Source organism: Acinetobacter sp. V89_4, from assembly GCF_029967875.1.
In the GTDB taxonomy this organism is placed as follows: Bacteria; Pseudomonadota; Gammaproteobacteria; order Pseudomonadales; family Moraxellaceae; genus Acinetobacter; species Acinetobacter oleivorans.
The window spans coordinates 542,498-569,473 of sequence record NZ_JASCAI010000028.1 but is presented as its reverse complement, the minus strand read 5'-3'; the positions used below and the strand labels follow the sequence as shown (position 1 = coordinate 569,473).

The following is a 26,976-nucleotide window of genomic DNA, read 5'->3' as shown; positions in this document are numbered from 1 at the left end:
GCTCAAGTTGTTATAACAGGTTGTAAGCCGTGAGCCAGCTACCCCACGATCCCAAAAATCACAAGCCTCTTTATGATCAGTTAAGGGAACTCATCCTTAACAAAATTGTAAATGGTGAATATGCCGTGTTGAGTCAAATTCCATCTGAAAACGAGTTTGCTGAACAGTTCGGTGTAAGCCGAATCACAGTTCGCCAAGCACTCAACCAATTACAGTTGGAAGGCTATATTTTTAAGGTGCCAGGTAAAGGGACCTTTGTAAGTAAGCCAAAAACGTTCCAGAACATTTCAAATTTGCAGGGTTTTGCAGAAGCAATGTCATCTGCTGGTCACGAAATTTTAAACCGTGTCATCTCGGCCGAGCTTAAACAGATCCCGATGCACGTTGTGCCCAAATTAAAGTTACCTGTTAAAGCCAATGTATATGAAATTCAACGTGTTCGTTTGCTCAACCGTCAACCAGTGTCTTATGAGTTGACTTATTTGCCAGAACATATTGGTTTGAGACTCAAAGAGAAAGCGATTGATTTACGTACAACCGATATTTTCAAGGCATTAGAACAAGAGTGTGACATCCCTTTGGGACATGCGGATTTAAGCATTGATGCCACTGTTGCGGATGAAGAATTAGCGGCTTTGCTGCAAGTTGAAATCGGAACTCCTGTATTACGGGTCGAACGTTTGACTCATGACGCAAATGGTCAACCGATTGACTATGAATATCTCTATTTTTCAGGCGATACCTTCCAGTACCGTTTACGTATTCATCGTTAATAACTCAGATAAAAATAAGGATTTTACAATGGAAACTAAATATCTTGAGTTCGATATTGTGGTGATTGGTGGTGGAACTGCTGGACCAATGGCTGCGATTAAAGCAAAACAAGAAAACCCGAATTTAAAAGTCTTGCTCATTGAAAAAGCGAATGTAAAACGCAGTGGGGCGATTTCAATGGGAATGGATGGGCTGAATAATGCTGTCATTCCGGGCTACGCAACACCCGAGCAATACACCAAAGAAATTACGATTGCCAATGATGGAGTGGTTAACCAAACCACTGTATATGCATATGCGAAGCATAGTTTCACAACCATTCAACAGCTCGACCAATGGGGCATTAAGTTTGAAAAAGATGAGACAGGTGAATTTGCAGTAAAAAAAGTACATCACATGGGGGCATATGTTTTACCAATGCCCGAAGGCCATGACGTTAAAAAAGTTTTATATCGTCAGTTAAAGCGTGCTCAAGTCAAAATTAATAATCGGATTGTCACCACAAAGCTTTTAAAAAATGAGCAAGGTGCAATCAATGGTGTACTTGGTTTTGACTGTCGTAGTGGTGACTTTTATGTCATTAAAACGAAAGCTGCCATTTTATGTTGTGGTGCCGCAGGGCGTTTAGGTTTGCCAGCTTCTGGCTATTTGATGGGCACTTATGAAAACCCAACCAATGCAGGTGATGGCTATGCAATGGCATACCATGCAGGTGCTGAACTTGCCAACTTAGAATGTTTCCAGATTAATCCGTTGATTAAAGATTATAACGGCCCAGCTTGTGCCTATGTGACCGGACCTTTAGGAGGTTATACGGCCAACAGTAAAGGTGAACGTTTCATTGAATGTGACTACTGGAGTGGTCAAATGATGTGGGAGTTTTACCAAGAGCTGGAAAGTGGTAATGGCCCTGTTTATTTAAAAGTAGATCATCTGGCCGAAGAAACGATTCAAACCATCGAAGAGATCTTGCATACCAATGAGCGCCCAAGCCGTGGACGTTTTCATGAGGGGCGAGGAACCAATTACCGTCAAGATATGGTGGAAATGCATATTTCAGAAATTGGTTTTTGTAGCGGACATAGTGCTTCTGGTGTATGGGTCAATGAAAAAGCTGAGACTTCGGTTAAGGGATTATATAGCGCTGGCGATATGGCGGCTGTACCTCATAACTATATGCTTGGTGCATTTACCTACGGATGGTTTGCGGGTGTAAATGCTGCGCAATACGTGAATGCAATTGAAGATAGCGAATTAAACCAAAGCGAAATAGAAGCAGAAAAAGCTCGAATATTTGCACCACTGGATTGTTCTGAAGGTTTACCAGCCGAACAAGTGGAATATAAGCTGCGCCGTTTTGTAAATGACTATTTGCAGCCTCCTAAAACGCGGCAAAAAATGGAAATTGGGCTCAAACGTTTTGAAGAAATCAAACAGGATATTAAGCGAATCTCTGCAAGAAACCCGCATGAACTGATGCGTGCTGCTGAAGTTTCTTTTATTCGAGACTGTGCGGAAATGGCAGCCAGAGCCTCATTGTTTAGGGAAGAAAGCCGTTGGGGACTGTACCACTATAGAGCAGATTTCCCTCAAAAAAATAACTCGGATTGGTTCTGCCACGCGCATTTGAAAAAAGATGAACAAGGCAACATGGTCAGTTTCAAAAAACAAATCGAGCCTTATGTGGTTCCGATTAATCAAGATGAAGCTGTGTCTTATGACCGTTTACGCATTCAAAAAGACGTTGCTCTTGCAGACTAAATAAATCAGGAACTCAAATCATGGCTTTTATTTTTAAAGAAGTACAGCACCGTACTGTCGCACCCGTCATTATCGATGAAGATAAATGTATTGCTGATAAAGGATGCACAGTCTGTGTCGATGTTTGTCCAATGGACTTATTGGCAATCGATCCAATAACTCAAAAAGCTTTCATGCAGTTTGATGAATGTTGGTATTGCATGCCTTGTGAAAAGGACTGCCCAACGGATGCGGTCAAAGTAAATATCCCATACCTACTCAAATAATTAATTTGGAATACTCAATATGAGACAAAATAAATTGATCAATAAAAAACTATTACTCAGTAGCTTAATTGGTGCCATTGTACTTGGCACTTTGGGGTGCGGCAGTAAAACAGAAACTGTTCGTGTAGCTATTGGTACACAAGATACCACCATTAACTGTGCAACAGGTGGGTTGCTCATTCGTGAATTGAATTTATTACCAAAATATTTACCTAAAGATGGTGAATACAAGAATGTTAAATATGACATTCAATGGAAAAACTTTACCTCTGGTGCACCACTGACCAGTGAGATGGTGGCTGGGCGTCTAGATTTGGGAGCAATGGCTGACTTTCCTGCTGTTAATAATTTAGCGGCTTTTAAAAAAGCTGGAAAAGAAAGCATATTTTTAGCGCCATTGTCAGGCAGTATCAATGGCAGCGGTAATGCGATTGTTGTTCCAATTGACTCAAAAGTAACATCACTCAAAGAACTAAAAGGACAAACCATTTCTGTACCTTTTGCCTCAACTGCTCACGGACTATTATTGCGAGCAATTCAAGCTGAAGGCTGGCAACTTGATAAAGATATTAAAGTGATTGCTCAGGCGCCAGAAGTGGCGGGACCTGCATTAAAAAGTCATAAGATTGCTGCGCATGCTGATTTCGTACCATTTGGAGAGTTATTTGCTTACCAAGGGTTTGCTAAAAAAATCTATGATGGTTCACAAGCAAAATCACCTACATTTCATGGTTCACTTGCCAGCAAGGATTATGCACAGCAGCATCCAGAAGTCATAAAAGCTTATTTACAGGCAACCATTGAAGCGAATCGCCTGATTCGAGAACAACCTGAAAAATATAGTGAATTTATTGCTGAAAAAACAGGTATTCCTGCCGAAGTGGTCTATCTGTTTCATGGTCCATTAGGTCTGCAAACTCGTGACTTAACGTGGAAACCTGAATATCGAAAAGCGACTCAAATTGCGATAGACACCTTAAAAGTTTTAGGTAAAAACGACGGTACGCTTGATGTAAATAAATTTATTGATGATCAATATATTAAGGATGCATTTCAGGCATCTGGACTTAATTACAGCCAGCAACTAGCCGACTATGCAAAATCACCTTTGGTTGCCAATGACGCTTTAACGGGCCAACCCATCAAAACATTTGATCGGGTGACTCAAATTTGGGTAAAGGGTGAAGAAAAAGTGCGTAGCTATGAAACGCCTGAGCATGCTTTTTCTGATTTAAAGAAAATTCAAGCCGATGGAAAAACGGTGCGTGTGGTTTATAGCCAAGATCATCAGTCCGATATTAAGTTACTTGCCAATCTGGCATGGTATGCCACAGATAAAGCAGGACAAATTCAGGCCTTTTTATTAAAAGATGATGCTGAAAAATGGGCTAAACAACAGGGCGGAAAAGTATATGACTTTAAAGCTATTCAGCTTGTAACACAGAGCTGATGTGTTGTCTTACCTAATGAGCAGGAGGTGACGAATGAGTAGTTTAGTCCAAACAAAACCTAAAAACCAAAGTACATTTTTGGTTAAATTTTTCCAACAATTGAGGTTATATCCGGCGCATTTAAAAAACTATGCCATTGCTTTTACATCTATAGCTTTCTGGATAGTCATTTGGCAAGGACTTGCTCAGTTTAAAATAAATTTAGGCATTGTGAACTTTAGAAATGTCCCGACACCTTTAGATGTCATTCATGCGCTATGGGCTTTCTTTCAACTCAGCACTGCATTTGAACATGTTGAATCTAGTGTCTTTCGCGTAGTGGTTGGTTTTGTGCTCGCGGCTTTAATTGGTGTAGGTATTGGTTTGTTGGCAGGACGTTATCAAAAACTTGCTGCATTTCTGATGCCGCCATTAGAAGTATTACGTCCAATTCCAGCAGTTGCATGGATTCCTTTAGCGATTCTGATTTTTCCATCCTCAGAAGCTTCTATGATTTTTATTACCTTTATTGGGGCTTTATTTCCAATTTTATTAAACACGGTACATGGCGTTGGTGCAGTTGATCCAAGACTCGTTGCGTCAGCGAAAAGTCTAGGTGCTTCTGATCTAGCTATCATTTATGAAGTCATTATTCCGGGTGCATTACCGAACATTACTACGGGTTTATCTATTGGAATGGGTACTTGTTGGTTCTGTTTAGTGACTGCCGAAATGATTTCAGGCCAACATGGAATTGGATACTTCACATGGGAATCGTTCACCTTGCAAAACTATAGCAATATCGTGGTTGGTATGGTGCTGATAGGAGCGTTAGGTATGTTTAGCAGTACATTGGTACGTGTGATTGGAAACCGATTTACCCCATGGTATCAACTGAGGAAATCATAAAATGTCAATTACACAAGGCCATGTGCGTATACAAAATCTATCGCTACATTTAGGGCAAGCTAAAAATCGTTTTCAGGCATTAGATCGGGTTAATTTTGAAATACAACCGGGCGAGTTTATATGTCTACTTGGCCCATCTGGTTGCGGTAAATCAACATTATTAGGTGCTTTGGCAGGGCACTTACCCATTAGTTCTGGGACTTTAACGGTCGATAATGAATCTATACTTGAACCGCATCCAGACAGAGGTTTGGTGTTCCAGCAACATACCTTATTTCCATGGAAAAGCGTGCTTGAAAATATTGCCTTTGGTTTAAAAATGAAAGGCATCGCCAAACAAAAGCGTATTGAACAAGCTCAGAAAATGATTGATCTGGTCGGGCTTAAAGGTTTTGAGCATAAATTTCCAGCCGAACTTTCTGGTGGCATGCAGCAACGAGTTGAAATTGCGAGAGTACTGATTAATCAACCGCGCATTTTATTAATGGATGAGCCTTTTGGTGCGTTAGATGCGCAAACTCGTTTAAAAATGCAAATGCTATTACTCGAAATTTGGCAAGAAATCCAAACGTCGGTTTTATTTATTACCCACGATATTGATGAGGCACTTTTTTTAGCTGATCGAGTATTGATTATGAGCCATCGACCGGGGCGAATTATTGAGGAAATTCCGCTTAAGTTTGAACGTCCACGAGACGTTGAGCTTGTAACAAGTAGTGAATTTACAGCCATTAAAAAACATTGCATCCAGACTTTAAAAGAAGCTACTCAACAAGAAGAGTTAAGCCGCTTAAATCCATTAGGGCTTGGAAAGAAATCACAAATTAAGGAATACGAATGAGTTTTTATTATCAAGCTTTAGATGACCTCGATGAATATAATCAGGAATTTCTTGCACAGCTTAATCACGAAGATGAAAAGATTCGCTTTGTTGCTTTAATGAATATTGGCGATGAAGAAAATCCGGATTTACTTCCTTGGTTGCATGCGGCACTGCAACACGACTCTTCAGCTTTAGTTCGTCAAGAGGCGGCAAAAAAGTTAGAAAGCTGGGAAGATCCAACCAGTTTACAAGTATTAGCTCAAGCTTTATTTGATACTGATCTGAATGTGAAACAAGCTGCCAGTCAAAGTTTAAGTGAAATAAAAAATGCGGCATCAGCCCAGATTCTTGCGCCTTATTTAAAGCATACGGATACTTTTGCTCTTAGTGCAATTTTACGTGCTTTAAAACCTTTACGACCAAAGCAATTATTCACAGAGATATCTGCTTTGGTACACCATGAAGATGCTCTAGTACGCCGTGAGGCAGTCAGTGCATTAAGTTGGTTACAGCAAGACCAAGCGATTACGATATTGGCAAAAACTGCTGAAACAGATTTGGATGATGAGGTTCGCCGCATTGCAACAGGTGGTTTGGCTTATAGTCAGAGCATATCAGTTGAGGTGATCCAAGCACTTCAACACTCTTTAACCTCGGAAAGTTGGCAATTAAGAGTCGAAGCTGCACTTACGATTGGAAAATTACATATCGTTCAGCTCGAAACTCCCTTAATTCATGCTTTATCTGACTTATATTGGCAAGTACGTATTGCCACAGTTCGAAGCTTAGGGTTACTCAAGTCGCGTCTAGCAGTTAGTCATCTATTTGATAACTTTAATCATGAAATTAGCAATTTACGTAAAGAGGTCGCTTTAGCACTCGGTGAAATTGGCACATCAGAAGCTCAGAATCTATTAGAACAACATCAAAATGACTCCGACCCAGAAGTACGAAAAGCGATTCGTATTGGATTAAATCAAATTGGTGAGGTGAAATATGCAAGCCAGACCTGATATTCGTGTTGATACTACAAATAAACGGGTTCACTTTATATGGACTGATGATTTAAGTGTATCTCTGAGCTATCAAAATTTAAGAGAAATTTGCCCATGTGGCTTTTGCCGAGCGAAGCGAATTAAGCAAATTAAAATTGAAGAACAAAATGTTGAAGTAACAGCTATGTTCGATCAAGGTTACGGTGCCCAAATTTGTTTTAACGATGGGCATGATAAAGGGATTTTTCCGTGGGCTTTTTTAAAAGAATTTGCTAAGTGCTAAAAAATGCCTTCTGCTTGGGACAGAAGGCATTTCATTTATTTAATGATCATGTTCTAAATAATCTGGTTTTTTCGGAAGCGCAAGGCTACACAAGAAACAGATAATCAGCATGACAATGACATAAATAAAGAAGGTATTTTCAATTCCAGCAGCTTTGAATTGCAAAGCAACCGAAGGTGCAGAACCACCAAAAATAGCATTACCTACCGCATATGAAAATCCTACCCCGAGTGCACGTACGTGAGGTGGGAACATCTCAGCTTTTACTAAACCACTAATAGATGTATAGAAACTCAAAATCATCATCATAAAAATGAGTAGCAAGGTAATGATGATCGGTGAATCTATATAATTAGGCATGCCAATTGCCATTACTGGATAGATAAAAATTGCAGATAATAAGCTAAATGCCAGCATTGAAGAACGTCGCCCAATACGATCTGAAATGGAACCAAATACAGGTTGAGCACACATATAGACAAATAGTGCGAAGGTCATGATATAACCAACGGTTTTGCCATCCATACCTAAATTAGTTAAATAGGTTTTTGAATAAACAGTTTCTACATAAAACGTTAATGAACCAGCAGAAGTGTATCCGACCACCAATAAAAAGGTTTTCCAATGCTTTTTAAAGAGCTCTCTTAAGCTACCAGACTCTTTACGTTCACTATCTTGATGAGAAAGCGTTTCTTCTAAACGACTACGTGCAAGCAAAGATAGAATGGCAGCAATACCACCAATAATGAACGGAATACGCCAACCGCCATCAAGTAATTGTTGTTCACTTAAAAACGTTAATAAGATTACACCAAGTAGGCTGGCAAGTAACTGGCCACCAGAAAGGGTGACATATTGGAAAGATGAATAAAAACCACGTTGACCCTTTAAGCCTAATTCACTCATATATGTTGCTACTGCACCATATTCACCACCCACCGATAGACCTTGAAGTAAACGTACTACCAGTAAAAGGAAAGGGGCAAATAAACCAACTTGTTCATAAGTGGGTAGGGCTGCAAATAGAAAAGAGCTCAAAGCCATTAAGCAAATTGAGACAATCATTGATTTTTTTCGACCATGGCGGTCTGCAATGCGTCCAAATATCCAGCTACCAATAGGACGCATAAAAAAGCTTGCTGCAAATACACCCCAAACATAAATCGATTTGGTCGTACTATCCATGTCTGGTGCAGTTAGAGCCTGAGTAAAATAAGCAGCAAATACTGCATAGATATAAAAGTCGAACCATTCGACCAAATTACCTGAAGCTGCGCCTACAATCCCTCGTATTCTGCTGCTCTTTTCTTCCTTAGTATATGTCATAGATATTCCGTCAGTTAGCAGAAAAAAATAGAAATTTTCAGATGTACTGAACAGGAAATAGAATGAATCTTTAGATATCACTCAATCCTGAGTACTTTCTTAGAATTCCTCTCCATTTATTTTTTATAATTTTAAACTTCCATTCTAGTGATTCTATGATCTTTTGTTCGATTTAAAGATATTTTTACCGATTATCGAACAATTCCTTAATTTAGTGAGTTGATCAATCCACCATAAACTTTATTTAAAATCAAACATCTAATTTATCAAGCATATTGATTATTGTATTCCTCCTTAGTCTAGACCTATTTCTGAGCTTAGTTTTATTTTGACTATTTGGTAATACTTAAAAAGTTATAGTCTCAATTTCAAAGAAAATAAATGAAATTTATATAATGATGATGCTTTATTACACAAAATTTACTTAATCTAAAAACTATATAATTTGTTGTTTATGGCTATTTGTAGCTGTATTCTTGCGTGGCTAAAAATATGGAAACTTTCCGATTTTTAACACACTTATATTATGCACGGTATGGGCAGGTAGTTATTCAATGGACAGACACACGCTAAATCTTCACTTCATGACATGCTCTAAAACAGCATTGGCTTCATCTATTGCACTGATGACATCGGTCGTCTATGCAAATGAAGCGGAGGTTTCGCAGCTCCCAACCATTACTGTGAACGCTACACAAAATAGTGATGCGCTATATACATCAAAGAAAGTTAATTTATCTGGTTTTCAAACAGGCGATGTAAAGAAAGTTCCTGCATCTATTACCACCATTACCTCTGAGCGCATAGCAGATCAACATGCAAAAACGCTAACTGATGTTATTAAAAATGATTCATCGTTAGGAGATGGCTACGCTGCTATTGGCTACTATCCAAACTTTGTAGCGCGTGGTTTTGCCCTCGATTTAGGCTCTAGTTATCTCATTAACGGCCATACCATACGTGGCGAGCAAAATGTAGCTTTAGAAAATAAAGAGCAAGTTGAGATTTTAAAAGGCATTTCTGCGATTCAAAGTGGAATGTCGACACCAGGTGGTGTGGTTAACTATGTAACCAAAAGACCTGCCGATGTTAAAACTATTACGGTCGATGCAAATTCAGAAGGTGGTTATACACTTGCAACGGATGTAGGCGGCTTTTTAAATGATAATTTTGGTTATCGAATAAATTTAGCGCATGAAAGTATTCATCCAAATGTCGATCATGCAAATGGTAAGCGTGAGTTTGGTTCTGTTGCTTTAGACTGGAAAATTAATGATCGCTCTAAATTACTGTTTGATATTGAAGCACAGCATCAAAGCCAACGTTCAGTACCAGGTTATCAACTACTTGATGGGCAAGAAGTACCAACAAATGTAGATCAAGACCGTTTATTGGGTTATCAGTCTTGGAGTAAACCGGTTGTAAATAACAATGTAAATACGAGTTTAAAATATCAATACGCATTTAACGATCAATGGAATGGTAGCTTAAGTGCATCACAAAGCCGTGTTGTGATTGATGATAATAGTGCTTTCCCATGGGGATGTTATAACGATAATTGTGAAGTTACTGGTTTAGGTAATACTTTTGATAAACACGGTAATTATGATATTTACGATTTCCGTAGCCCAGATGATACGCGTATTACCAACCAGTTTGCCGCTGGGTTAAATGGACAATTCAACACTGGCAACATTCAGCATCAAGTAGCTTTCGAATTACAACGTACTTATAAAACCTTAAAACACCATACACCACTGAATGTAGCGGTAGGAACAGGCAATATCTATGAAGATACGATTGACTACAGTCCATCATCAGAAAGTCCAGGTGATCGTTACAAAGCTCTAGAGAGTGATCAAACTGCATTTACTGTATCTGACCGAGTTCAATTTAACGATCAATGGTCAACTTTATTGGGTGGAAAACTTATTCATCTTGATGAGCAAGCTTATAAGCCAGATGGTCAGCAAAGCCGAGACACAGATTTAAATAAGTTTTTACCGCAATTAGCGCTCCTATATAGCCCAACTGCTAAGACTAATCTTTATGCTTCATATGCAAAAGGTTTATCGGATGGTGGTGAAGCACCTTGGTTTGCTAATAATGCTCTAGAAGTTTTATCACCTAGAAATTCTGAACAATATGAAATTGGTGTTAAGCAACAAATTCGGAACTTCTTAGTAACAGCAGCTATTTTTGATTTAAAACAAGACAATCAATATAGCAAAGTAAATGCAGAAGGAACTTTCGATTTTGTTTCACAAGGTGAACAACACAATCAAGGTATTGAGTTAGGTTTAACTGGCGCTTTAACAGATACAGTTGACGTAAGCTCTGGCATTACCTACACCAAATCTCGTCTAGTTGATATTGATAGTGACAGCTATAAAGGTCATCAAACTCAAAATGTACCAAAAGTCCGTGCAACTGCGCAGTTATCTTATAAAGTACCTTCAGTTGAGGGGTTAAGATTACTCAGTGGTATGCAATACAGTAGCAGTAAATATGCAAATAAAGAGGGAACGGCAAAAGTAGGTGGCTATAGCGTCTTTAATATTGGGGCTGCCTATAAAACAAATTTTGCTGGGCATGACACGACATTCAGATTCAATATTGATAACTTATTTAATAAGAAGTATTGGCGTGATGTGGGGGCATTTATGGGGGATGACTACCTATTCTTAGGTAATCCACGTACAGCCCAGTTCTCTACAACTTTCAGTTTTTAAAATATAGAACAAATAAAAAAGGAGCTTATAAAAGCTCCTTTTTTATTTTCAGGAATTAAGCCGACATTTTTGGTTTAACCATATTATTAATCGACAAGATATCATCAAGCACTTGTGCTGATAATAAGCCTTCGTTCTGAACGAGTGCTAGTACACTTTGTCCAGTTTCATTTGCAGTTTTAGCAATACGAGTTGTAGTTTCATAACCCAAATATGGGTTAAGTGCGGTCACAATACCAATTGAGTTTTCAACTAAAGCTTTACAGTGCTCAGGGTTCGCCGTAATCGTATCAATACATTTACTTTGGAACATTGCCATCGCGTTACCAAGCAAATCCATAGATTCAAATAGTTTGAATGCAATAAGTGGTTCCATTGCATTTAACTGTAATTGACCAGCTTCAGCAGCTAAAGTTACAGCCAAATCATTTGCAATAATCTGGAAGCAAGCAAGGTTCATTGCTTCAGGAATAACTGGGTTTACTTTACCCGGCATGATCGAACTACCTGGTTGACGTGCTTCTAAGTTAATTTCATTAATACCAGTACGTGGACCACTTGAAAGTAAACGCAAGTCATTGGCAATTTTTGAAAGTTTAGTTGCGGTACGCTTTAATAAACCAGATAAAAGAACAAAGTCACCCATATCTGAAGTTGCTTCGATTAGATCAGGAGCAGACTTAATTTTCTTACCAGAAATTTTTCCAAGCGCTTGAATCGCAAGTTCACGGTAACTATATTCAGTGGTAATTCCCGTACCAATCGCCGTACCACCAAGGTTCATATAAGCTAGGACATTTGGAATAAGCGTATTAATTTGTTCAAGATCTTTTTGTAGAGTTACTGCAAAAGCACCAAACTCTTGACCTAATGTCATAGGCACAGCATCTTGTAACTGAGTACGACCCATTTTTAAGATGTGAGCAAACTCTTGAGATTTATTACGGAAACTTAAAATTAAGTTATTAAAAGGAAGATTTAGTTCATCTAAGCTTAATAACAAACCTAAGCGAATCGCAGTAGGGTACACGTCATTTGTTGACTGTGACATGTTAATGTCGTTATTTGGATGTAGATATTGATATTGACCTTTAGAATGTCCCATATATTCTAAAGCAACATTCGCCAATACTTCATTTGCATTCATATTGGTTGAAGTACCAGCACCGCCTTGCATCATATCAATCGGGAACTGGTCGTGAAAATTACCGCGAATAAGTTGATTACAACTGTATTCAATCGCTTCAAATTTAGTTTGATCTAAGCTTTTAAGATTATAGTTCGCTTCAGCACAAGCAAGTTTTACCATTGCTAATGCTTTAATTAAATGTGGGAAATTTCCAACTTTGCTTTGTGTTAAGTTAAAGTTTTCTAGAGCACGTAATGTTTGAACTCCGTAATAATCATTATTATTGATTTCTCTATAACCAATAAGATCCTTCTCAATACGGGTGGTAATTTCAGCGTTCATCATTAAACTTCGAATTAGTAGAGTAGATAATTCATATTAGATTTCGAAATGCTTCACTTCTAATGCATTTATCAAGTTAATTATGCATTTTTTGCATATCAGTTTTTTCCTTTTCTAAACCTAAAAATAAAAAAACTTTTTTCTTCACAAATTATATCGAAATTTTATTTTATAAATTAATGGTTTACTTTTTAGATAAATTAAAAATAAAAAGTTCGATGATGAACTAAATGAAGATGTAATTTGAAAAAGAGTGGCATGCAAAATTTTAGACTTGTTAATTTAAGTGAAATATCAACCAATTTAATCAGGGTAATTAAATCAGAAGTGTAGCTTGTCTAACAAATTTATATAAAAATGTGATGCATTTCACATAAAAGACACTATAATACGAAAAAATCTTAGTTTTTAAGTTTATGTTAAAAGTCACAGCCGCATTAATCATTTTGGGTAGTTTTACATACTATGTACTTTTTCATGGTGAAGAGAAAAGTGAGTCTAAAACTTCCCGTTTACTTAAAGATGCGGAGCAATCGATTGCTTCTGCTGAAAGTTCAGTAAACAAAGCCAATAGTATTGTACCAATATCTTATAAATAGCCACGGTTATTCAGCCTAACTATTTTATATTAACCATCAAAATATTGTTTTATCTAAATTTTCTTAAAATTTTGATAAAAGACTGTATGTATAGAGACAAAATTCATGAGAATGAAGTTTATCGCCTATGATCCCAATTCTGGGGAAAAAGTAAGCTTAAAAGAGCATATCCATCACATGGATAAATACACCACTTATATCTTTTTTAGTGATGAAAAAGATAATATGGTATTCAATCCGCAGAAAAAGCAAGTTTTTGAAATTACTCAATATACAGCGAATATGATGGTTGAAATTTCAAGAAAGCTATATTATCTGATTGGTGAATATTAAAAATTTATTTCAGGTCAATCTCGGATAGATACTTTAGTAGAATAGTCAGGTTTATTTAGTTGAACTATACTGCAAATATATCTTCTGATTTGAACTAGTTGATTAGGTCAGAAAGCTTAAATCCTGAAATAATCAAATTAGCAAAATTTTAGTTTTACAGTCCGTATTCTTCCCCAAGGTGCGGACTTTTTTTTATTAAAATTAAGACATGATAAAACGATGAGGGTATTTTTGGTTTTTATTAAAGCTTAAATGGTTATTTACTTGATTTATATCAACCTTACTTTTTGATTTAAAATAATTTTTAGAATAATAATTTTATATTTGTATGAGTTGTTGCGCTAAATGAAAGTCTTTTATTCTCTTACACTCTTTTCTATGTCAGAATTATTAAATACTTACTTTTATCGTTTGGCTTTGCCATCCTTCCATCGCATTTTTGCAGGTACTCCCATGTTTTATATTTTTCATTCATCTATTCAGCTATTTATTCAGCTTCCCAAGCAGACAAATTAAGGACATAACTATAAAAAGGGAATGCAAAAATGAACTTAGAAGTACGTTGGGTAGAAGACCTTTTGACACTTGAACGAGAGCGTTCTATTTCAAAAGCAGCCGAAAAACGATTTATTAGCCAATCTGCTTTTACGCGTAGAATTCAGCAAATAGAAGAGATGATTGGAGCTGAAGTTATTATTAGAAATAATAAAAATAATATTGAGTTTACAGACATCGGCCGAATTATGCTGGTCATGTCTAAAAATATTGAGAAGCAGGTAGAAGAAACAGCCAAGCTGATTAAAAACATCAAAAATGAAACCGAATCTACGATGCGTTTCTGTGTTGTTCACTCATTAGCATCTGGTTTTTTAACGACTTTTTTAAAAAAATTCCCAACGTTTATGCGTGATTTAAAAATCGAAATTGTCGCAACGAACAGTGGTGAGGGCTTATCTCTTTTAAAAGAAGGTGCCTGCGATTTTATGATTTGTTATGCAGATCGATCTAATATTAATCGTGTTGGTGATGATATTTTAAGCGGGATCAAGATTGCTGAAACAGAGATTGTTCCTGTGTCGGCTACGGAGGCCGACCATACGCCTAAGCATACGATTCAGAATAATTTTTCATTGCTTGCCTATAGTAAACACGCTTATTTACGAAAATTGGTAGATCAACTGATCGAAGGCAAGTTGAATTATAAAACCTTATACGAGACTGATAATGCAACGAATTTGAAAGAGCTTGTATTACAAGGTCTAGGTGTGGCATGGATTCCAAAAATTAATGTTGAGGAAGATCTTGCGAACGGAAAACTGGTCATGTTAGATCATCAAGAGTATTGCCTTCCTCAAGATATTTATATTTTTAAAAATAATTTGAGTGATAACAAATCAGTCCAGCAAATCTGGAAAGGTTTTCAAATTCAGCATGACTAAATTTTAAAAAATTTATAACAGTATGAGCTGTATTCACTAGATTTATATACAAAGTAACCAAATAAAGAGGCAATGCTTTTGTCTTTATGATGAATGGCTTTAAAAGCATTGCCCATGGTCTAGATTCTTTGTTAATTTAGGCGATATATCAATAATCTAAAAACAGGTTTAGCATTTTTATTTAAGTTATATCTGTTTTCAGTCCTTTTTTGAATGGGTTATTTGATCCAGACGGAGACAATTTTGTTTGATCTAGATAGTAGATTACTAAATATTTTTTATCATATTTATCGGTTTAAAAGCGTTTCAATGGCTGCCGATGCTATTGGCCTTACACAACCGAGCGTTAGTAATGGACTGAACAAAATCCGTCAGCATTTTAATGATCCACTTTTTATTCGTGTTGGAAATGAAATGATTCCAACCGAATTGGCTAAAGAAATCTTTCCTCTTATTAGTGAAGTGATTGATAAAGTTGAAAGCATTAATAACTTTAGTGTGAACTTTGATCCGCTAACTTCTGATCAGCTTTTTACAATTGCGATGACAGATGTGTCTCATCTGGTCTTATTACCGCAACTAACCAACTATTTAAAGGAGAAAGCTCCTTTAATTCGCTTGAATATTCGGCCGATTACACCAGAAACTAGCTATCAAATGGCAAATGGTGAAATTGACCTTGCAATTGGCTTTTTACCTCAATTAGAAGAAGGCTTTTATCAACAAAAGTTTTTTAAACAGCATTATGTTGTAATTAGCTCTAAGAGCCACCCTCGTTTAGACCCAAATAATTTCACTTTAGATGATTATATGCGTGAATATCATATCGATATTGATGCGGGAATCGGACATTACCATATTAAGAATGAATTACAGAACAAAGGATTAGATAGAAATATTTTAATTCGCTTACCGAGCTATCTTGGAGTGGGGTTAGTCGTTCAAGAAACAGATGCAATCGCAACGGTGCCGTATTATTTAAGCCAAGTCTTATTGGTGAGAGAAAATTTACAGATTTTACCAGCACCTCTAGACTTCCCAACGTATGATGTTAAACAGCATTGGCATATGTCTTGCCATCATAAAAGTAGCCATAAATGGTTCCGCCAAACCTGTTATGAACTTTTTAAAGTCTAAAAAAAGAAGGTGTAAGAAAAACTCTTACACCTTCTGCGCTGTTTGATTCTTAGATTTCAATTGCAACAGCTGTAGCTTCACCACCACCAATACATAACGCAGCAACACCTTTCTTTTTACCAAGGCGTTTTAAAGCATAGATAAGAGAAAGAATAATTCTTGAGCCAGTTGCGCCAATTGGATGTCCTAAAGCACAAGCGCCGCCATGTACGTTGACTTTTGCTTCATCGATACCTAAATCATGAATTGGTGCCATTGCCACCATTGCAAAAGCTTCATTAATTTCCCAAGCATCTACCTCGTCAACAGACCAGCCAGCGCGCTCAAGCACTTTTTGAATTGCACTAATGGGAGCAATGGTAAATTCGCTTGGGTGCTGTGAGTGAGTAGAGGTTGCAACTATTTTCGCCAAAGTATTTAAGCCATGGCTTTGAGCATATTCTTCAGTGGTAAGTACTAACGCAGCAGCGCCGTCAGAAATTGAGCTTGAGTTTGCAGCTGTAATTGTTCCGTCTTTACTAAAAGCTGGGCGTAATGTTGGAATCTTCTCAAGATTAGCTTTTAATGGCTGCTCATCTTGATCAATAACTTCAACACCTTTACGTGTTTTGACTTCAACAGGAACAATTTCTTCTTTGAAGTAACCTTTTGTAATGGCAGTTTGCGCTTTTTTCAAAGACGAAATCGCAAAGTTATCCATTTGCTCACGTGTAAAACCTTTGGTATTTGCCATGTCTTGAGCAAATGAACCCATTAAACGGCCTGTTTCTGCATCTTCAAGGCCATCTAAAAACATATGGTCCTTAATTTCGCCGTGGCCCATACGGTAACCACCGCGAGCTTTCGGCAAAATATAAGGTGCATTGGTCATAGATTCCATACCACCTGCAACAATAATATTGGCACTACCTGCTTTTAAGGTGTCTGAAGCCATTAACACCGCTTTCATAGCAGAACCACACAGTTTATTAATGGTGACTGCACCCACATGATCTGGTACACCAGCTTTACGCATCGCCTGACGAGCGGGGCCTTGACCTATGCCTGCACTCAATACGCAACCAAAAATAACTTCATCTACTTGGTCAGGTGCAACACCTGCACGTTGGATAGATTCACGAATTACAGCCGCGCCAAGTTCTGGTGCAGTTAAAACGGATAGGCTGCCTTGAAAACCGCCCATTGCAGTACGGCTACCTGAAACTATAACAATTGAACTCATCTTAATATCTCTTATTGATGTATTTGTTAAATTTGCCTTTAGCTGAAACTAAAGACTCCAGTAAATTAAAAAGTGGGTGGGGTGTAGCTAAGCGTTCTTCCAAAGAACCACAATAAAAATAAAACTAATGGAAAATGCACAACAAGCTGAGTGACTGTAAAACCAATCACATCTTTTGCTTTTAGTTTTAAAATACCTAACATTGGTAGCATAAAGAATGGATTGATTAAATTTGGTAAAGCTTCGGCTGCATTATAAATTTGTACAGACCAGCCTAAATGAACTTTTAAATCATTTGCTGCTTGCATGACATATGGTGCTTCGATAATCCATTTTCCACCACCTGAAGGTACAAAGAACCCAAGGATGGCAGAGTAAATTCCCATCACAATTGCAAAGGTTTCTTTTGATGCAATTGAAACGAAAAACTCGGCAACATAGTGCGACAGAGATAAATCCTGACTGTTTAAAGCTTGCGTCATAATGAAAGCGATGCTTCCGTAAAGTGGGAACTGAATCAAGATTCCTGATACGGCTGGAACTGCTTTTGCAACGGCATTTAAGAAGTTTCGTGGTGTTCCATGCAATGCTAGACCAAGCATTAAGAACACAAAGTTGTATGTGTTTAAGCTTGAAATAGCAATGATTGGATTACTTTTTGAAAATTCAAAAAACATCCAAATTACACCTAAGGCCACCACAATAATCGTTAAAATAGGCGAGTTTTCTAACCAATCGCCCGGACGCGTTGATTTCTCCTCATGTGGTTTGTCTTCTTCAAATTGCACATCAAAACTATCAATCGTTTTAACATTATTGCCTTTTGGAGCTGAAAAATATGCAATCGCGATTGAAACAATCACCAAAATAATGGTCATCGCAATTGATTGCCAAAGGAAAATCGTTTCGGTAAATGGAATAACACCTGTCAGATTGTAAATCGATTCAGGTAAGCTACTTTTATTAGCTTGAAGCTGGGCTGCTGAAGAACTGATTCCTAGTGCCCAAGTTGCACCCATACCAATAATGGCCGCTGCCGCAGCAGCGCGGTAATCCATGTTCAGCTCTTTACGTTTCGCTAATGCGATCACTAAAAGAGCAGTAAGAATCGTGCTTACTGCCCAATTGACCAGTGAAATTAACAAACTAACCGTTGCAACTAAAACAATAGCACCACGTCCAGAATTTGGAATACGTGCCATTTTTTGAATCAGAAATTTTACGGGCTTAGAAACAGAAACGACATAACCTACAATAATGAGCATCGTCATTTGCAGGGTAAAGGGAATAAGACTCCAGAAACCATTCCCAAAAGAAGTCGCGACATCGTGAATTGGCGCACCGATACCTAAAGCGGCAACTGACACGATAATGACGCCGAGTAATGCAAAAATATATGAATCAGGAAACCATTTTTCAGACCAGTCACTAATCCGAAGAGCAAATCTTTCAAAAATTCCTTGCTGTTTTTCCATAGCTGAAAAATCCTTCTCATTCTTATTTATAGACAGCACATCCGGTGCTTAAAAGGGTTAAGACTCAAGCTCACTTTCTAACTTAAGTCTTTATTTCTTACTAAAAATTTAATTTTATGCGACTAAGGTTTTATAAAATTCGACGCCTGTAACAGCTTGAATCTGTTCAAGCGTGACATCTTTAGCAAGTTCAATCAGCTCTAAGCCTTGTGGAGTAATGTCCATTACACCTAGGTCAGTAATTACGCGATGAACCACACCTTTACCTGTTAAAGGCAAACTACAATTTTTCACAATTTTTGGCGTACCATCTTTTGCGCAGTGTTCCATAAGCACTACAACTTTTTGGACACCAACAACCAAGTCCATTGCGCCGCCCATACCTTTAACTTTCTTACCTGGAATCATCCAGTTAGCCAAGTCACCATTTTTAGAAACTTCCATTGCACCTAAAATGGCAATGTTGACATGGCCACCACGGATCATGGCAAAAGATTCTGAGCTTGAGAAAAAAGCAGCACCAGGGCGAGCAGTAACTGTTTGTTTACCAGCATTAATCAAATCAGCATCTACAGTTTCTTCAGTTGGAAACTCGCCAATACCTAATAAACCGTTTTCAGATTGAAGCCAAACATTAATATTTTCAGGGATATAGTTGGCAACTAGAGTAGGTAAGCCAATACCTAAATTGACATAAAAACCGTCTTCAAGTTCTTTTGCAGCACGTTGTGCCATTTCATTACGTGACCAAGCCATTTTATACTGCCTCCGTGCTTAAAGTTTTATGCTCAATGCGTTTTTCAGGTGATGCATTCAGTACAATACGGTTTACATAAATTCCCGCTAAATGGATTTCATCTGGATCCAATTCACCAATTTCAACAACCTGTTCAACTTCTGCGATTGTAATTTTTCCAGCCATCGCACATTCAGGATTAAAATTTTGAGCAGTTTTACGAAATACTAAATTACCCGCTTTATCTGCTTTATAGGCCTTAACAAGAGCAACATCTGCTGTTAAAGATTCTTCTAAAATGTAGTTTTTGCCATGAAAAGTACGTTCTTCTTTACCTTCGGCAATGAGTGTACCGACGCCAGTCTGAGTATAAAATGCTGGAATTCCTGCACCGCCAGCACGTAACTTTTCAGCTAAAGTACCTTGTGGTGTAAGTTCTACATCAAGTTCACCATTTAAATATTGGCGCTCAAACTCTTTGTTTTCACCAACATATGAAGAAATCATTTTTTTGATCTGTTTGGTTTGAAGTAAAATACCTAAACCAAAATCATCTACGCCTGCATTATTCGAAATACAAGTAAGACCACTCACACCACTTTGTTTAACTGCAACAATCAGTTTTTCAGGAATTCCGCATAAACCAAAACCGCCAACGGCAAGTGTTTGATTATCTGCAATAACGTCTTTCAGTGCTGCCTCTGCATTGGCATAAACTTTATTCATTCTATTGTTATCCTATATCCCTTAGTGATCTTAGTTTTAGCATCTCAATTCGTGTTATAGAAGTTAATTTTTTTAAATGATTAATAAGTATAATCAATGAATACTATCAAATTACCTACAAAAGATCAGACGAACATAAAGCAAAATACTTTAAAAAATCATCTCATAGCATTGAAAATTATAATAATTAGTAAATTTAGCTTAAGCATCTGCTTAGCTCATCCTAAAATGCAGTCTTTAATTTTTTAAAATTTATATTGAACTAAAGCCTCAATAAATTGAGTCGAAATATTTGAAATTTCAAAGTTCTTTTTATAAACAATTCCTACAGTCTTATGAATAGATTCATCCTTTAATTCAATCAACACATTATGTTCTTTATCAATATGTTTAGCGAAGTGCCTTGGAATCGCACTTACTCCAATTCCGTAAGCAACGAAACTTGAAAGTGATGAAATTTGATGACATTCAACTTTCAAATCGAGCGTTATATTATTTCGCAAACAATTTTGCTCAACTAAATATCGGACAATTGAAGGTTTTTGTAAGGTCACGAATGGATTTGAACAAAGCTCATGCCATGTAATAGAGGACGATTGAGCAAGTGGATGAGTCTTAGGTAATAAAGCTAAGAAATCCTCTTCAAACAGAGGCTTGAATTCTAAGCCCTCGGTGAGATCAGGTTCAAAGCAAATACCAAGTTCAAAAATACCGTCTTGTACTTTTTCTATAATGGTTTCATTTGGAATATCTTGAATTGAAAAGTTCAGGTTGGGATGAAGTTCTAAAAATTGATGAATTACCTCAGGTAAAATTGCATGAGTCACAAAGGGCATTGAGGCGATACTTAAGGTTCCACGATTAAGCTTAAAACGTTGTTTGACATCATTTTCCATTTCATCCCAATTGGCGAGTAATTTTTTAGCATAGGGAATGAGAGATTTACCTTCTTGGGTAAGCTCAACACGACGTGTATTACGGTTAAACAATTTACCGCCTAACTCTTCTTCTAAACTCTTGATGGTGAGACTTAAAGCAGACTGGCTTAGATGTAGCTCTAAAGATGCATTAGCATAGTTGAGTGTACGCGCAAGTGCTAAAAAAGCTTTTAATTGTTTAAGCGTCATTTCATTCCTTTAGATTGCTCAGCTCATCTAGAAGGGTAATTTATACGAAAATTTATCTAATATGATGTTTTTTGACAAAAATTATGAAAAAGATGTAGAGAACAATGATACAGATTAACTCATAAAACATAAAACCGAACTTTCACCGCTAGTACCTACATTAAAAACTGAAATGTAAGATTAATAAATATTAAATACATTACTTAAACTACCTTCGTGTGGTTTTTCATTTTCTGAACTGTTAAATTTTATTCATAATTAAAATGGATAATTATCATGCAAAAGATCATTGCATTAAGCTTAGTTTTTTTATTAAGTGGGTGTGTAAGCCCAACTGCTCAAATGGTTAATAATAAATTTAACGAAGAGCAGCCTTCAACACCTTCAATATCAGGTATATGGACGATTTCAATTGGCCCAAGCATATCAACCATAAAACTTGATTCAGATGGCAATGGAGTACTTTGTGACGATACTAAAGGACATGTTGTATTCAACAAAGTTAAGTATGCAAATAATATGATTTACATTGAAAATGGTATGATTCTAGACGTTAAGACTCTTAACAAAGATATAATTGAAGCTAGAACAATTTTAAGCGCCTCTAGTTCAAATATGATCTACAAAGCTGATAATGACTTAAAGGTAGCTTCATTAAAGTGCGCTAAAGAAATATAGATAATGACCTTCGTAAACCTGAAATGGTTTTTTATTGCCTTGAGAAAAATAAAGTTGGCATAAGGATCCTGTCCGGCCATTGTTGTTGATCCTTAAGTTATATTGCCATTAAAAGATCTAAGAAAGGTTATTAAGTCTTACAAACAGCTTTTGTAATAAATTGTGGTAGATTCTTAACAGTTAAGGTTTTGATAGTATTTTCATGTACCATTGCGACATTAAAAAAATAAAATCTCAAAGGTAAAATGAAATGAATAAGATAACCCTAGTTTTGCTAGCAGCTCTTCTTTTTTGTATTTTAGCTAACTATGAAAGTTTCAACTTATTAAAACTTCATGAAACTGCCAGTAGTGAAATTAACAAAACTCTTCCTAAAAACTAATCTACCTAATGATGTTTTTTTTATATCTTAAGCTCTTAAATTTTAATTATTAATAATAAAGGGTAATTTTATGAGAAAAACTTTAATTGGAGCTTTATTCTTGACGTTTGGAGCCTCGGTAGGTGCAGCATCAAAAATTGAAAAAGAGGAAACAAAAAAATTCTCAACTATGAAGCAGTGTATTGAATGGTTAGATTCTAAATATCCAAATAGTAAATGGCATAAAGATGGAGGCACGTCTTGGAGTTTAGAAAATGATAATTCAAATTTTTTATCTGGGATTACTCATGTGCCTAGTGAAGAAAATAAAAAGCTGATACATCCGATTGCGATTTATTGCAAATTAAAAGAAACAAGTACAGATGGTGTCTTTTATGAAGGAAAATATATTGTCATAGAGGCTATTTAGTCTCAAAATTTAATTGAAAAAAACCACTCAATGAGTGGTTTTTCCATAACTGAAAAAAATTCAACAAACTCATTACCAAAAACAATTTCTATATGATTGGCTTGCTAATCCAGTAGTGATTTAAAAACTTTAAGGAATGACTATTTCCTAAGCTTTTATCTTATTCGTACAGCTATATGTTATGACGGCCTGACTTTAGTTTTCTTTGTCAAAATCTTGATAATTTTAAAAACTTGATTATCTAGCTTTATCTTTTGATGAACAGTTGCATTGTCGAGCTGATCCCACAACTCAAATGGGAAAAACTCTGAACTATGATCAAATACCCATAACCATTGATAACTATTGTTAAGGGTATTTACATCAAAACGTACATCCTGAACTTTGACAATCTTAAGTTGTTTATGATGTTCGTTTTGAAGAATAATTTCATGGTTCTCCATTAGACATCCACAAATTAAAGACAATTCTTGATTTTACTAATATTAAAAGTTTCTGATGAGTTGATTAGGTTGGTATTCATTTACAAAAGATTTCTGGTTGTTAAAGTTTGTCATTTTCAAAACGATAATAATCTTTACTCTTGAAATACAAGGTTTTAAATAGGTCAGGTTGTAAGCGTGGTGTGTAGCTGTCAGAATGCCCAACTGACATATATCTTCGAGTTATCGCTATGAGTTTAATAGGCTTTATGTATGCAAGTAAAACCAATAGTGAACATAGTCAAGTAAAACAAGATTTAATTGATATCCTCACAGAAGCAGTCAAATTCAACTCTTATAATGATATTACGGGAGTACTTTACTATGGTAATGGGTATTTCTTACAGTATTTAGAGGGTGAGAAAGAACAGGTTGAATCACTGTTTTATAATTCAATTTTGAAAGATTCGCGGCATCAGAACTGTGAAATAATCTTTTCAGAACCTTCCGAACAGCGGTTATTTAAGCATTGGAGTATGAAATTTGCTCCTATAAATACGAAAATAAAAGATTTCTTTTTTCATCATCATGTCGATGAATTTAACCCGTATTTGCTTAACACTACATCAATTCCTTCTTTTATTGAATTGCTTGTAGATCAACCAAATCTTAAAGCTGATCAATATCAAATTTAATCAACGATAGGATATGGATTAGAGTAGTTTTTCTACTTAAAAAGCCCTCTTTAGAGGGCTTTTTAAAGCGCTGGATGAAAAAAATAGCTAAAAAAACAACAAATGGGGACTCTAAAAATGAAGTTAACGAAAATTACTCAAATGTGTAATTCTATTTTGCTCATACAATCAATATAAAATCTAAACCCTTTTGAACTTGGCTACAGATAAAAAAGCAACTGTGATGCAGAATGAATTGACTATAATTCCAAAACTTGATGATGAATGGGTAACTATTACAGGTTCATTTCGAATTATTCATCTTCAACACGACCTAGTAAGTACAATCTGGAAATGTCAGTTGAGGAAGGTTTAGGTTGCCAATTATTATTAATCTAATAAAATCTGGTTTTTTATTTTCTAATAATATTATGTCTTATACAACAGTACATATGCGGCATACGAGTAGTGGGTCCAGTAGTTCTAGAGATGCTAAAGATGTCTTTATATCTGGTTGTCGTAATGATTTTGATTTTAGTCAAATTACTTCTGAAAAAATTACTAAATTAAGTAAAGAAAAACAGACGTATTTTTATAAATGTGATGATGCGATCAATAACAAATTTTCAGTAGATTCAGTGATTTATTACTCATCATTTATTTTGCCTATTATTTGTATTCTTATATTTATAAGAATGGGTAAAAAGCATTATCGAATTGCTGAAGAGAAAATTAAGAATGCAAAATATCCTGCGATTTTTGCTAGAAAACCAGAAAACAATCCTTCTAATTCCATGGAGATAGCTCTAGTAATCGGCGGTGTATTAGCAGTGCTAATCTATATATTAATTTATATCGTTCATATTATTGTAGTAGAAATTAAATATTGACATTACATAAGAGAAATTTTTTAAAGAATTAAAAGTTACCGCTTATCAGTTTTTGATTAATTTTTTTATATGCTTAGCTATACTGTTTGCTCAAATAAAAAGGAAGATTACATGAATAAAATTATTTTGGGTTTATTAATTAGTAGTGGAATTTCAGTAAATACTTATGCTGCCTGTACTTATAATTTTGATGTAACTCAGGCTCAAGTCGATGCAAAAAATGCTGCAGCTGGAAGACAGATTAAATTAATGTCTCCAATTAATATTGCTGAGCAAAAAGGAACTGCAACAGTTACTTATATTGGAAATATTCCTGTAGATCAGGTAGCAACATCTAACAAAATGATCAGTTCACCGTCTATACAAACTCCTCTAATTGATAAATCGGTTGTAGGAAATAACATAGTTGCTGCAGAATTTATTTTTGATGCTTCAAATCTAAAAAATATTGTACTTGGTAACAGTTACGAAGTTCAGCAAATGGCTTTTCAAATATTAGGAGCTTCTAATTTAAAAAATGAAATTAGTTTAGATCTGGGTTATGGATTAATAAATAAAGATACTAGTCTTGCTGATGGAAACTATGTGACACTAACTGGAGTTACAACAAAAAGAGATACTTCAGGGGTGGTTGTTGCCAAAGAAGTTGATCGAAAAGTAATCCCTGTTTCTATGCCAACAGATGGCAAATTTAGAGTTGGGCTTTACTTTAATCAGGTCAGTAAACAAATCGGGTATATCATCAACGGCACAAATTATGGATATCTTAATTTAGTTGCTGAAAATGCCCTTAAAAATATTGGCTTTAATGGTGTGGCTATACAATCACCAAATCCTAATTCTAAATTTTTAGGTAAAACTGTTTCAGTTCAGTTAGTAACTGATAAGTCAAATATGCAGTTCACATATCCAACTGGTTCCACTGATATTTGTGGAAGTACTATTTAAGAACTTTATTTGATTAAAAACCACTCATTTGAGTGGTTTTTAATTTGAGAAATCTATGAGATGGAAATAAAAAAACTGACTGATTTTAGTTTTGATGCAGATAGAACAACAGGGGATAAGATAAAAAATTACCATGAAGTTCGAGCAGTCTTTGATGTATTCAAGGCTAACTGATATAAGAACTTACGAGCTTCCCATATTTTTTCTGTTGGATCTACTGTACTGTATTTAACTTTAATTTAACACTAACTAAGTTTTTACTCTCACTACTAAAATATCATTAAGATTTAAGCCACCTTTGGGTGGTTTTCCGTTTTCTGAACTGTTAAATTTAACTCATTATTAAAGTGGGTAATATCATGAAAAAAATACTTTTATTGGGTTTTGTCGTTTCTTTGGTTGGGTGTGCCACAACGCCTATTTCGACAACTATGGCAAAGCAATCACCCAAAGAACGTTTATTAGCTTATCAAGAAAATAAAGATGGTTATGCTGAAGTTGAAATCACTAGAGATACTGGCTTTCTAGGTAGCGCTTGTTATTTAAGTGTTCTCTTTCGTAATGAAACTATTGGACGTTTTGATACAGGTGAGAAAGCAACATTTTATTTACCAGTAGGGCAATGGAGTATGGCAGTGGCACCTGATCCTGAAGGAAAAGGACTGTGTGCTGGATCAAGCTTTAACCCTGCCTTTGAGAAACAAAATATCAAACCAAATGTTAAAAATATTTTTCGCATAAGTTCTGGTCCATATCGTAGACCTAGATTGTTACCATTATAAATCAGATATAAGTATTGAATTTTATTGGATTACATTTATGCAGAATCAAAATAACCCAATTGTTAATAATATAGACTGATAAGTGTAAATCTGAACGTTCAATGCTAGCTGACTTTGCTACTGTAAAGCTCTTAAGTGAAATACTTTACAATTAATAAAACTAATATTTTGATAAAAGCCCTTATTAGGGGGCTTTTGTTTTTTATTTGATAAAGAATATTTTAAAA

At 36.0% G+C, this 26,976-nt stretch carries 26 protein-coding genes and 2 pseudogenes; 20 read left to right on the top strand and 8 right to left on the bottom strand.

The genetic code is table 11. The features are described from left to right. Positions 1-29: 29 nt before the first annotated feature. The 8 genes from QLG01_RS14275 to QLG01_RS14240 are packed head-to-tail and all read left to right on the top strand — an operon-like array spanning position 30 to position 7,241. Positions 30-773, top strand: coding sequence for a GntR family transcriptional regulator (locus QLG01_RS14275; RefSeq protein ID WP_192454293.1), 744 nt, complete (start codon positions 30-32; stop codon positions 771-773). Positions 774-801: 28 nt separating this feature from the next. After that, a complete protein-coding gene (locus QLG01_RS14270) occupies positions 802-2,535 on the top strand; it encodes a fumarate reductase/succinate dehydrogenase flavoprotein subunit (protein ID WP_282496787.1) in 1,734 nt (577 codons plus the stop codon). 20 nt (positions 2,536-2,555) lie between these two features. Next, positions 2,556-2,801 (top strand): ferredoxin family protein, encoded by a 246-nt coding sequence (locus QLG01_RS14265; protein ID WP_002049790.1) that lies wholly within the window; start codon positions 2,556-2,558, stop codon positions 2,799-2,801. A gap of 19 nt (positions 2,802-2,820) precedes the next feature. After that, positions 2,821-4,251, top strand: a complete 1,431-nt coding sequence (locus QLG01_RS14260) for an ABC transporter substrate-binding protein (RefSeq protein WP_282496786.1) — start codon at positions 2,821-2,823, stop codon at positions 4,249-4,251. A 34-nt stretch (positions 4,252-4,285) separates the two neighbouring features. Further along, a complete protein-coding gene (locus QLG01_RS14255; RefSeq protein ID WP_282496785.1) occupies positions 4,286-5,140 on the top strand; it encodes an ABC transporter permease in 855 nt (284 codons plus the stop codon). A gap of 1 nt (position 5,141) precedes the next feature. Continuing rightward, positions 5,142-5,981, top strand: coding sequence for an ABC transporter ATP-binding protein (locus QLG01_RS14250; RefSeq protein ID WP_013197983.1), 840 nt, complete (start codon positions 5,142-5,144; stop codon positions 5,979-5,981). Next, a complete protein-coding gene (locus QLG01_RS14245; RefSeq protein WP_282496783.1) occupies positions 5,978-6,976 on the top strand; it encodes a HEAT repeat domain-containing protein in 999 nt (332 codons plus the stop codon). The genes QLG01_RS14250 and QLG01_RS14245 overlap by 4 nt, the downstream gene beginning before the upstream one ends. After that, positions 6,960-7,241: a gamma-butyrobetaine hydroxylase-like domain-containing protein gene (locus QLG01_RS14240; protein ID WP_282496782.1), complete on the top strand. Its 282-nt coding sequence runs from the start codon at positions 6,960-6,962 to the stop codon at positions 7,239-7,241. The genes QLG01_RS14245 and QLG01_RS14240 overlap by 17 nt, the downstream gene beginning before the upstream one ends. A 39-nt stretch (positions 7,242-7,280) precedes the next feature. Here QLG01_RS14240 and QLG01_RS14235 read toward each other — a convergent pair whose 3' ends face one another. Continuing rightward, complete coding sequence (locus QLG01_RS14235; protein WP_049836597.1) at positions 7,281-8,567, bottom strand: MFS transporter; 1,287 nt, start codon at positions 8,565-8,567, stop codon at positions 7,281-7,283. A 526-nt stretch (positions 8,568-9,093) separates the two neighbouring features. On the opposite strand from QLG01_RS14235, the pseudogene QLG01_RS14230 reads away from it, so the two are divergent. Continuing rightward, positions 9,094-11,299: pseudogene (locus QLG01_RS14230) on the top strand (TonB-dependent siderophore receptor). 55 nt (positions 11,300-11,354) lie between these two features. Here QLG01_RS14230 and QLG01_RS14225 read toward each other — a convergent pair. Beyond that, positions 11,355-12,773 (bottom strand): aspartate ammonia-lyase, encoded by a 1,419-nt coding sequence (locus QLG01_RS14225; protein ID WP_004792497.1) that lies wholly within the window; start codon positions 12,771-12,773, stop codon positions 11,355-11,357. A gap of 413 nt (positions 12,774-13,186) precedes the next feature. Here QLG01_RS14225 and QLG01_RS14220 point away from each other — a divergent pair, with 413 nt between their 5' ends. The 4 genes from QLG01_RS14220 to QLG01_RS14205 all read left to right on the top strand — a co-directional run bounded on the left by QLG01_RS14220 (position 13,187) and on the right by QLG01_RS14205 (position 16,278). Continuing rightward, positions 13,187-13,369, top strand: coding sequence for a hypothetical protein (locus tag QLG01_RS14220; protein WP_005305057.1), 183 nt, complete (start codon positions 13,187-13,189; stop codon positions 13,367-13,369). Between the two features lie 111 nt (positions 13,370-13,480). After that, a complete protein-coding gene (locus tag QLG01_RS14215; RefSeq protein WP_080645707.1) occupies positions 13,481-13,702 on the top strand; it encodes a hypothetical protein in 222 nt (73 codons plus the stop codon). A 545-nt stretch (positions 13,703-14,247) separates the two neighbouring features. Continuing rightward, positions 14,248-15,141, top strand: a complete 894-nt coding sequence (locus QLG01_RS14210) for a LysR substrate-binding domain-containing protein (RefSeq protein WP_282496781.1) — start codon at positions 14,248-14,250, stop codon at positions 15,139-15,141. 243 nt (positions 15,142-15,384) lie between these two features. Beyond that, entirely contained in the window at positions 15,385-16,278 is an 894-nt protein-coding gene (locus QLG01_RS14205) for a LysR family transcriptional regulator (RefSeq protein ID WP_003651675.1), read from the top strand. Between the two features lie 49 nt (positions 16,279-16,327). On the opposite strand, the gene QLG01_RS14200 is transcribed toward QLG01_RS14205, so the two are convergent. The 5 genes from QLG01_RS14200 to QLG01_RS14180 all read right to left on the bottom strand — a co-directional run bounded on the left by QLG01_RS14200 (position 16,328) and on the right by QLG01_RS14180 (position 21,564). Next, positions 16,328-17,500, bottom strand: a complete 1,173-nt coding sequence (locus tag QLG01_RS14200; RefSeq protein ID WP_282496780.1) for a thiolase family protein — start codon at positions 17,498-17,500, stop codon at positions 16,328-16,330. Positions 17,501-17,565: 65 nt separating this feature from the next. Beyond that, positions 17,566-18,975, bottom strand: a complete 1,410-nt coding sequence (locus tag QLG01_RS14195) for a TIGR00366 family protein (RefSeq protein WP_111853855.1) — start codon at positions 18,973-18,975, stop codon at positions 17,566-17,568. A gap of 114 nt (positions 18,976-19,089) precedes the next feature. Continuing rightward, the gene (locus QLG01_RS14190; protein WP_282496779.1) at positions 19,090-19,731 is read right to left on the bottom strand and encodes a 3-oxoacid CoA-transferase subunit B; all 642 of its coding nucleotides are present in this window, start codon (positions 19,729-19,731) and stop codon (positions 19,090-19,092) included. Position 19,732: 1 nt separating this feature from the next. After that, positions 19,733-20,437: a CoA transferase subunit A gene (locus QLG01_RS14185; protein WP_282496778.1), complete on the bottom strand. Its 705-nt coding sequence runs from the start codon at positions 20,435-20,437 to the stop codon at positions 19,733-19,735. A gap of 245 nt (positions 20,438-20,682) precedes the next feature. Next, positions 20,683-21,564, bottom strand: a complete 882-nt coding sequence (locus QLG01_RS14180) for a LysR substrate-binding domain-containing protein (protein ID WP_005305071.1) — start codon at positions 21,562-21,564, stop codon at positions 20,683-20,685. Between the two features lie 276 nt (positions 21,565-21,840). Between QLG01_RS14180 and QLG01_RS14175 the strand changes: the two genes are divergently transcribed. Both QLG01_RS14175 and QLG01_RS14170 read left to right on the top strand, forming a co-directional pair. Beyond that, positions 21,841-22,242, top strand: a complete 402-nt coding sequence (locus QLG01_RS14175) for a J517_1871 family lipoprotein (protein WP_282496777.1) — start codon at positions 21,841-21,843, stop codon at positions 22,240-22,242. A gap of 452 nt (positions 22,243-22,694) precedes the next feature. Then, positions 22,695-23,033, top strand: a complete 339-nt coding sequence (locus tag QLG01_RS14170) for a hypothetical protein (protein WP_282496776.1) — start codon at positions 22,695-22,697, stop codon at positions 23,031-23,033. Positions 23,034-23,212: 179 nt separating this feature from the next. Here the strand turns inward: QLG01_RS14170 and QLG01_RS14165 are convergent, their stop codons facing one another. Beyond that, complete coding sequence (locus QLG01_RS14165; protein ID WP_282496775.1) at positions 23,213-23,476, bottom strand: hypothetical protein; 264 nt, start codon at positions 23,474-23,476, stop codon at positions 23,213-23,215. A gap of 230 nt (positions 23,477-23,706) precedes the next feature. Here QLG01_RS14165 and QLG01_RS14160 point away from each other — a divergent pair, with 230 nt between their 5' ends. From QLG01_RS14160 to QLG01_RS14140, 5 genes and pseudogenes are all read left to right on the top strand, one after another. Further along, entirely contained in the window at positions 23,707-24,150 is a 444-nt protein-coding gene (locus QLG01_RS14160) for a BLUF domain-containing protein (RefSeq protein WP_198496392.1), read from the top strand. 77 nt (positions 24,151-24,227) lie between these two features. After that, a pseudogene (locus QLG01_RS14155) lies at positions 24,228-24,505 on the top strand (glutamate 5-kinase); the annotation flags it as partial. 1 nt (position 24,506) lies between these two features. Continuing rightward, positions 24,507-25,019, top strand: a complete 513-nt coding sequence (locus tag QLG01_RS14150) for a hypothetical protein (protein WP_282496774.1) — start codon at positions 24,507-24,509, stop codon at positions 25,017-25,019. Positions 25,020-25,130: 111 nt separating this feature from the next. Beyond that, positions 25,131-25,967, top strand: coding sequence for a DUF4882 family protein (locus tag QLG01_RS14145; RefSeq protein ID WP_282496773.1), 837 nt, complete (start codon positions 25,131-25,133; stop codon positions 25,965-25,967). Positions 25,968-26,326: 359 nt separating this feature from the next. After that, the gene (locus QLG01_RS14140) at positions 26,327-26,749 is read left to right on the top strand and encodes a hypothetical protein (RefSeq protein ID WP_033852369.1); all 423 of its coding nucleotides are present in this window, start codon (positions 26,327-26,329) and stop codon (positions 26,747-26,749) included. The last annotated feature ends 227 nt before the right edge of the window (positions 26,750-26,976 follow it).

What these genes read in the sequence shown, in the direction of transcription:
- QLG01_RS14270 (WP_282496787.1), top strand. Translation starts at nt 802, where the DNA reads ATGGAAACTAAATATCTTGAGTTCGATATTGTGGTGATTGGTGGTGGA.
- QLG01_RS14265 (WP_002049790.1), top strand. Translation starts at nt 2,556, where the DNA reads ATGGCTTTTATTTTTAAAGAAGTACAGCACCGTACTGTCGCACCCGTC.
- QLG01_RS14260 (WP_282496786.1), top strand. Translation starts at nt 2,821, where the DNA reads ATGAGACAAAATAAATTGATCAATAAAAAACTATTACTCAGTAGCTTA.
- QLG01_RS14255 (WP_282496785.1), top strand. Translation starts at nt 4,286, where the DNA reads ATGAGTAGTTTAGTCCAAACAAAACCTAAAAACCAAAGTACATTTTTG.
- QLG01_RS14250 (WP_013197983.1), top strand. Translation starts at nt 5,142, where the DNA reads ATGTCAATTACACAAGGCCATGTGCGTATACAAAATCTATCGCTACAT.
- QLG01_RS14245 (WP_282496783.1), top strand. Translation starts at nt 5,978, where the DNA reads ATGAGTTTTTATTATCAAGCTTTAGATGACCTCGATGAATATAATCAG.
- QLG01_RS14240 (WP_282496782.1), top strand. Translation starts at nt 6,960, where the DNA reads ATGCAAGCCAGACCTGATATTCGTGTTGATACTACAAATAAACGGGTT.
- QLG01_RS14235 (WP_049836597.1), bottom strand. Translation starts at nt 8,567, where the DNA reads ATGACATATACTAAGGAAGAAAAGAGCAGCAGAATACGAGGGATTGTA.
- QLG01_RS14225 (WP_004792497.1), bottom strand. Translation starts at nt 12,773, where the DNA reads ATGATGAACGCTGAAATTACCACCCGTATTGAGAAGGATCTTATTGGT.
- QLG01_RS14220 (WP_005305057.1), top strand. Translation starts at nt 13,187, where the DNA reads ATGTTAAAAGTCACAGCCGCATTAATCATTTTGGGTAGTTTTACATAC.
- QLG01_RS14215 (WP_080645707.1), top strand. Translation starts at nt 13,481, where the DNA reads ATGAAGTTTATCGCCTATGATCCCAATTCTGGGGAAAAAGTAAGCTTA.
- QLG01_RS14210 (WP_282496781.1), top strand. Translation starts at nt 14,248, where the DNA reads ATGAACTTAGAAGTACGTTGGGTAGAAGACCTTTTGACACTTGAACGA.
- QLG01_RS14200 (WP_282496780.1), bottom strand. Translation starts at nt 17,500, where the DNA reads ATGAGTTCAATTGTTATAGTTTCAGGTAGCCGTACTGCAATGGGCGGT.
- QLG01_RS14195 (WP_111853855.1), bottom strand. Translation starts at nt 18,975, where the DNA reads ATGGAAAAACAGCAAGGAATTTTTGAAAGATTTGCTCTTCGGATTAGT.
- QLG01_RS14190 (WP_282496779.1), bottom strand. Translation starts at nt 19,731, where the DNA reads ATGGCTTGGTCACGTAATGAAATGGCACAACGTGCTGCAAAAGAACTT.
- QLG01_RS14185 (WP_282496778.1), bottom strand. Translation starts at nt 20,437, where the DNA reads ATGAATAAAGTTTATGCCAATGCAGAGGCAGCACTGAAAGACGTTATT.
- QLG01_RS14180 (WP_005305071.1), bottom strand. Translation starts at nt 21,564, where the DNA reads ATGACGCTTAAACAATTAAAAGCTTTTTTAGCACTTGCGCGTACACTC.
- QLG01_RS14175 (WP_282496777.1), top strand. Translation starts at nt 21,841, where the DNA reads ATGCAAAAGATCATTGCATTAAGCTTAGTTTTTTTATTAAGTGGGTGT.
- QLG01_RS14170 (WP_282496776.1), top strand. Translation starts at nt 22,695, where the DNA reads ATGAGAAAAACTTTAATTGGAGCTTTATTCTTGACGTTTGGAGCCTCG.
- QLG01_RS14165 (WP_282496775.1), bottom strand. Translation starts at nt 23,476, where the DNA reads ATGGAGAACCATGAAATTATTCTTCAAAACGAACATCATAAACAACTT.
- QLG01_RS14160 (WP_198496392.1), top strand. Translation starts at nt 23,707, where the DNA reads ATGAGTTTAATAGGCTTTATGTATGCAAGTAAAACCAATAGTGAACAT.
- QLG01_RS14145 (WP_282496773.1), top strand. Translation starts at nt 25,131, where the DNA reads ATGAATAAAATTATTTTGGGTTTATTAATTAGTAGTGGAATTTCAGTA.
- QLG01_RS14140 (WP_033852369.1), top strand. Translation starts at nt 26,327, where the DNA reads ATGAAAAAAATACTTTTATTGGGTTTTGTCGTTTCTTTGGTTGGGTGT.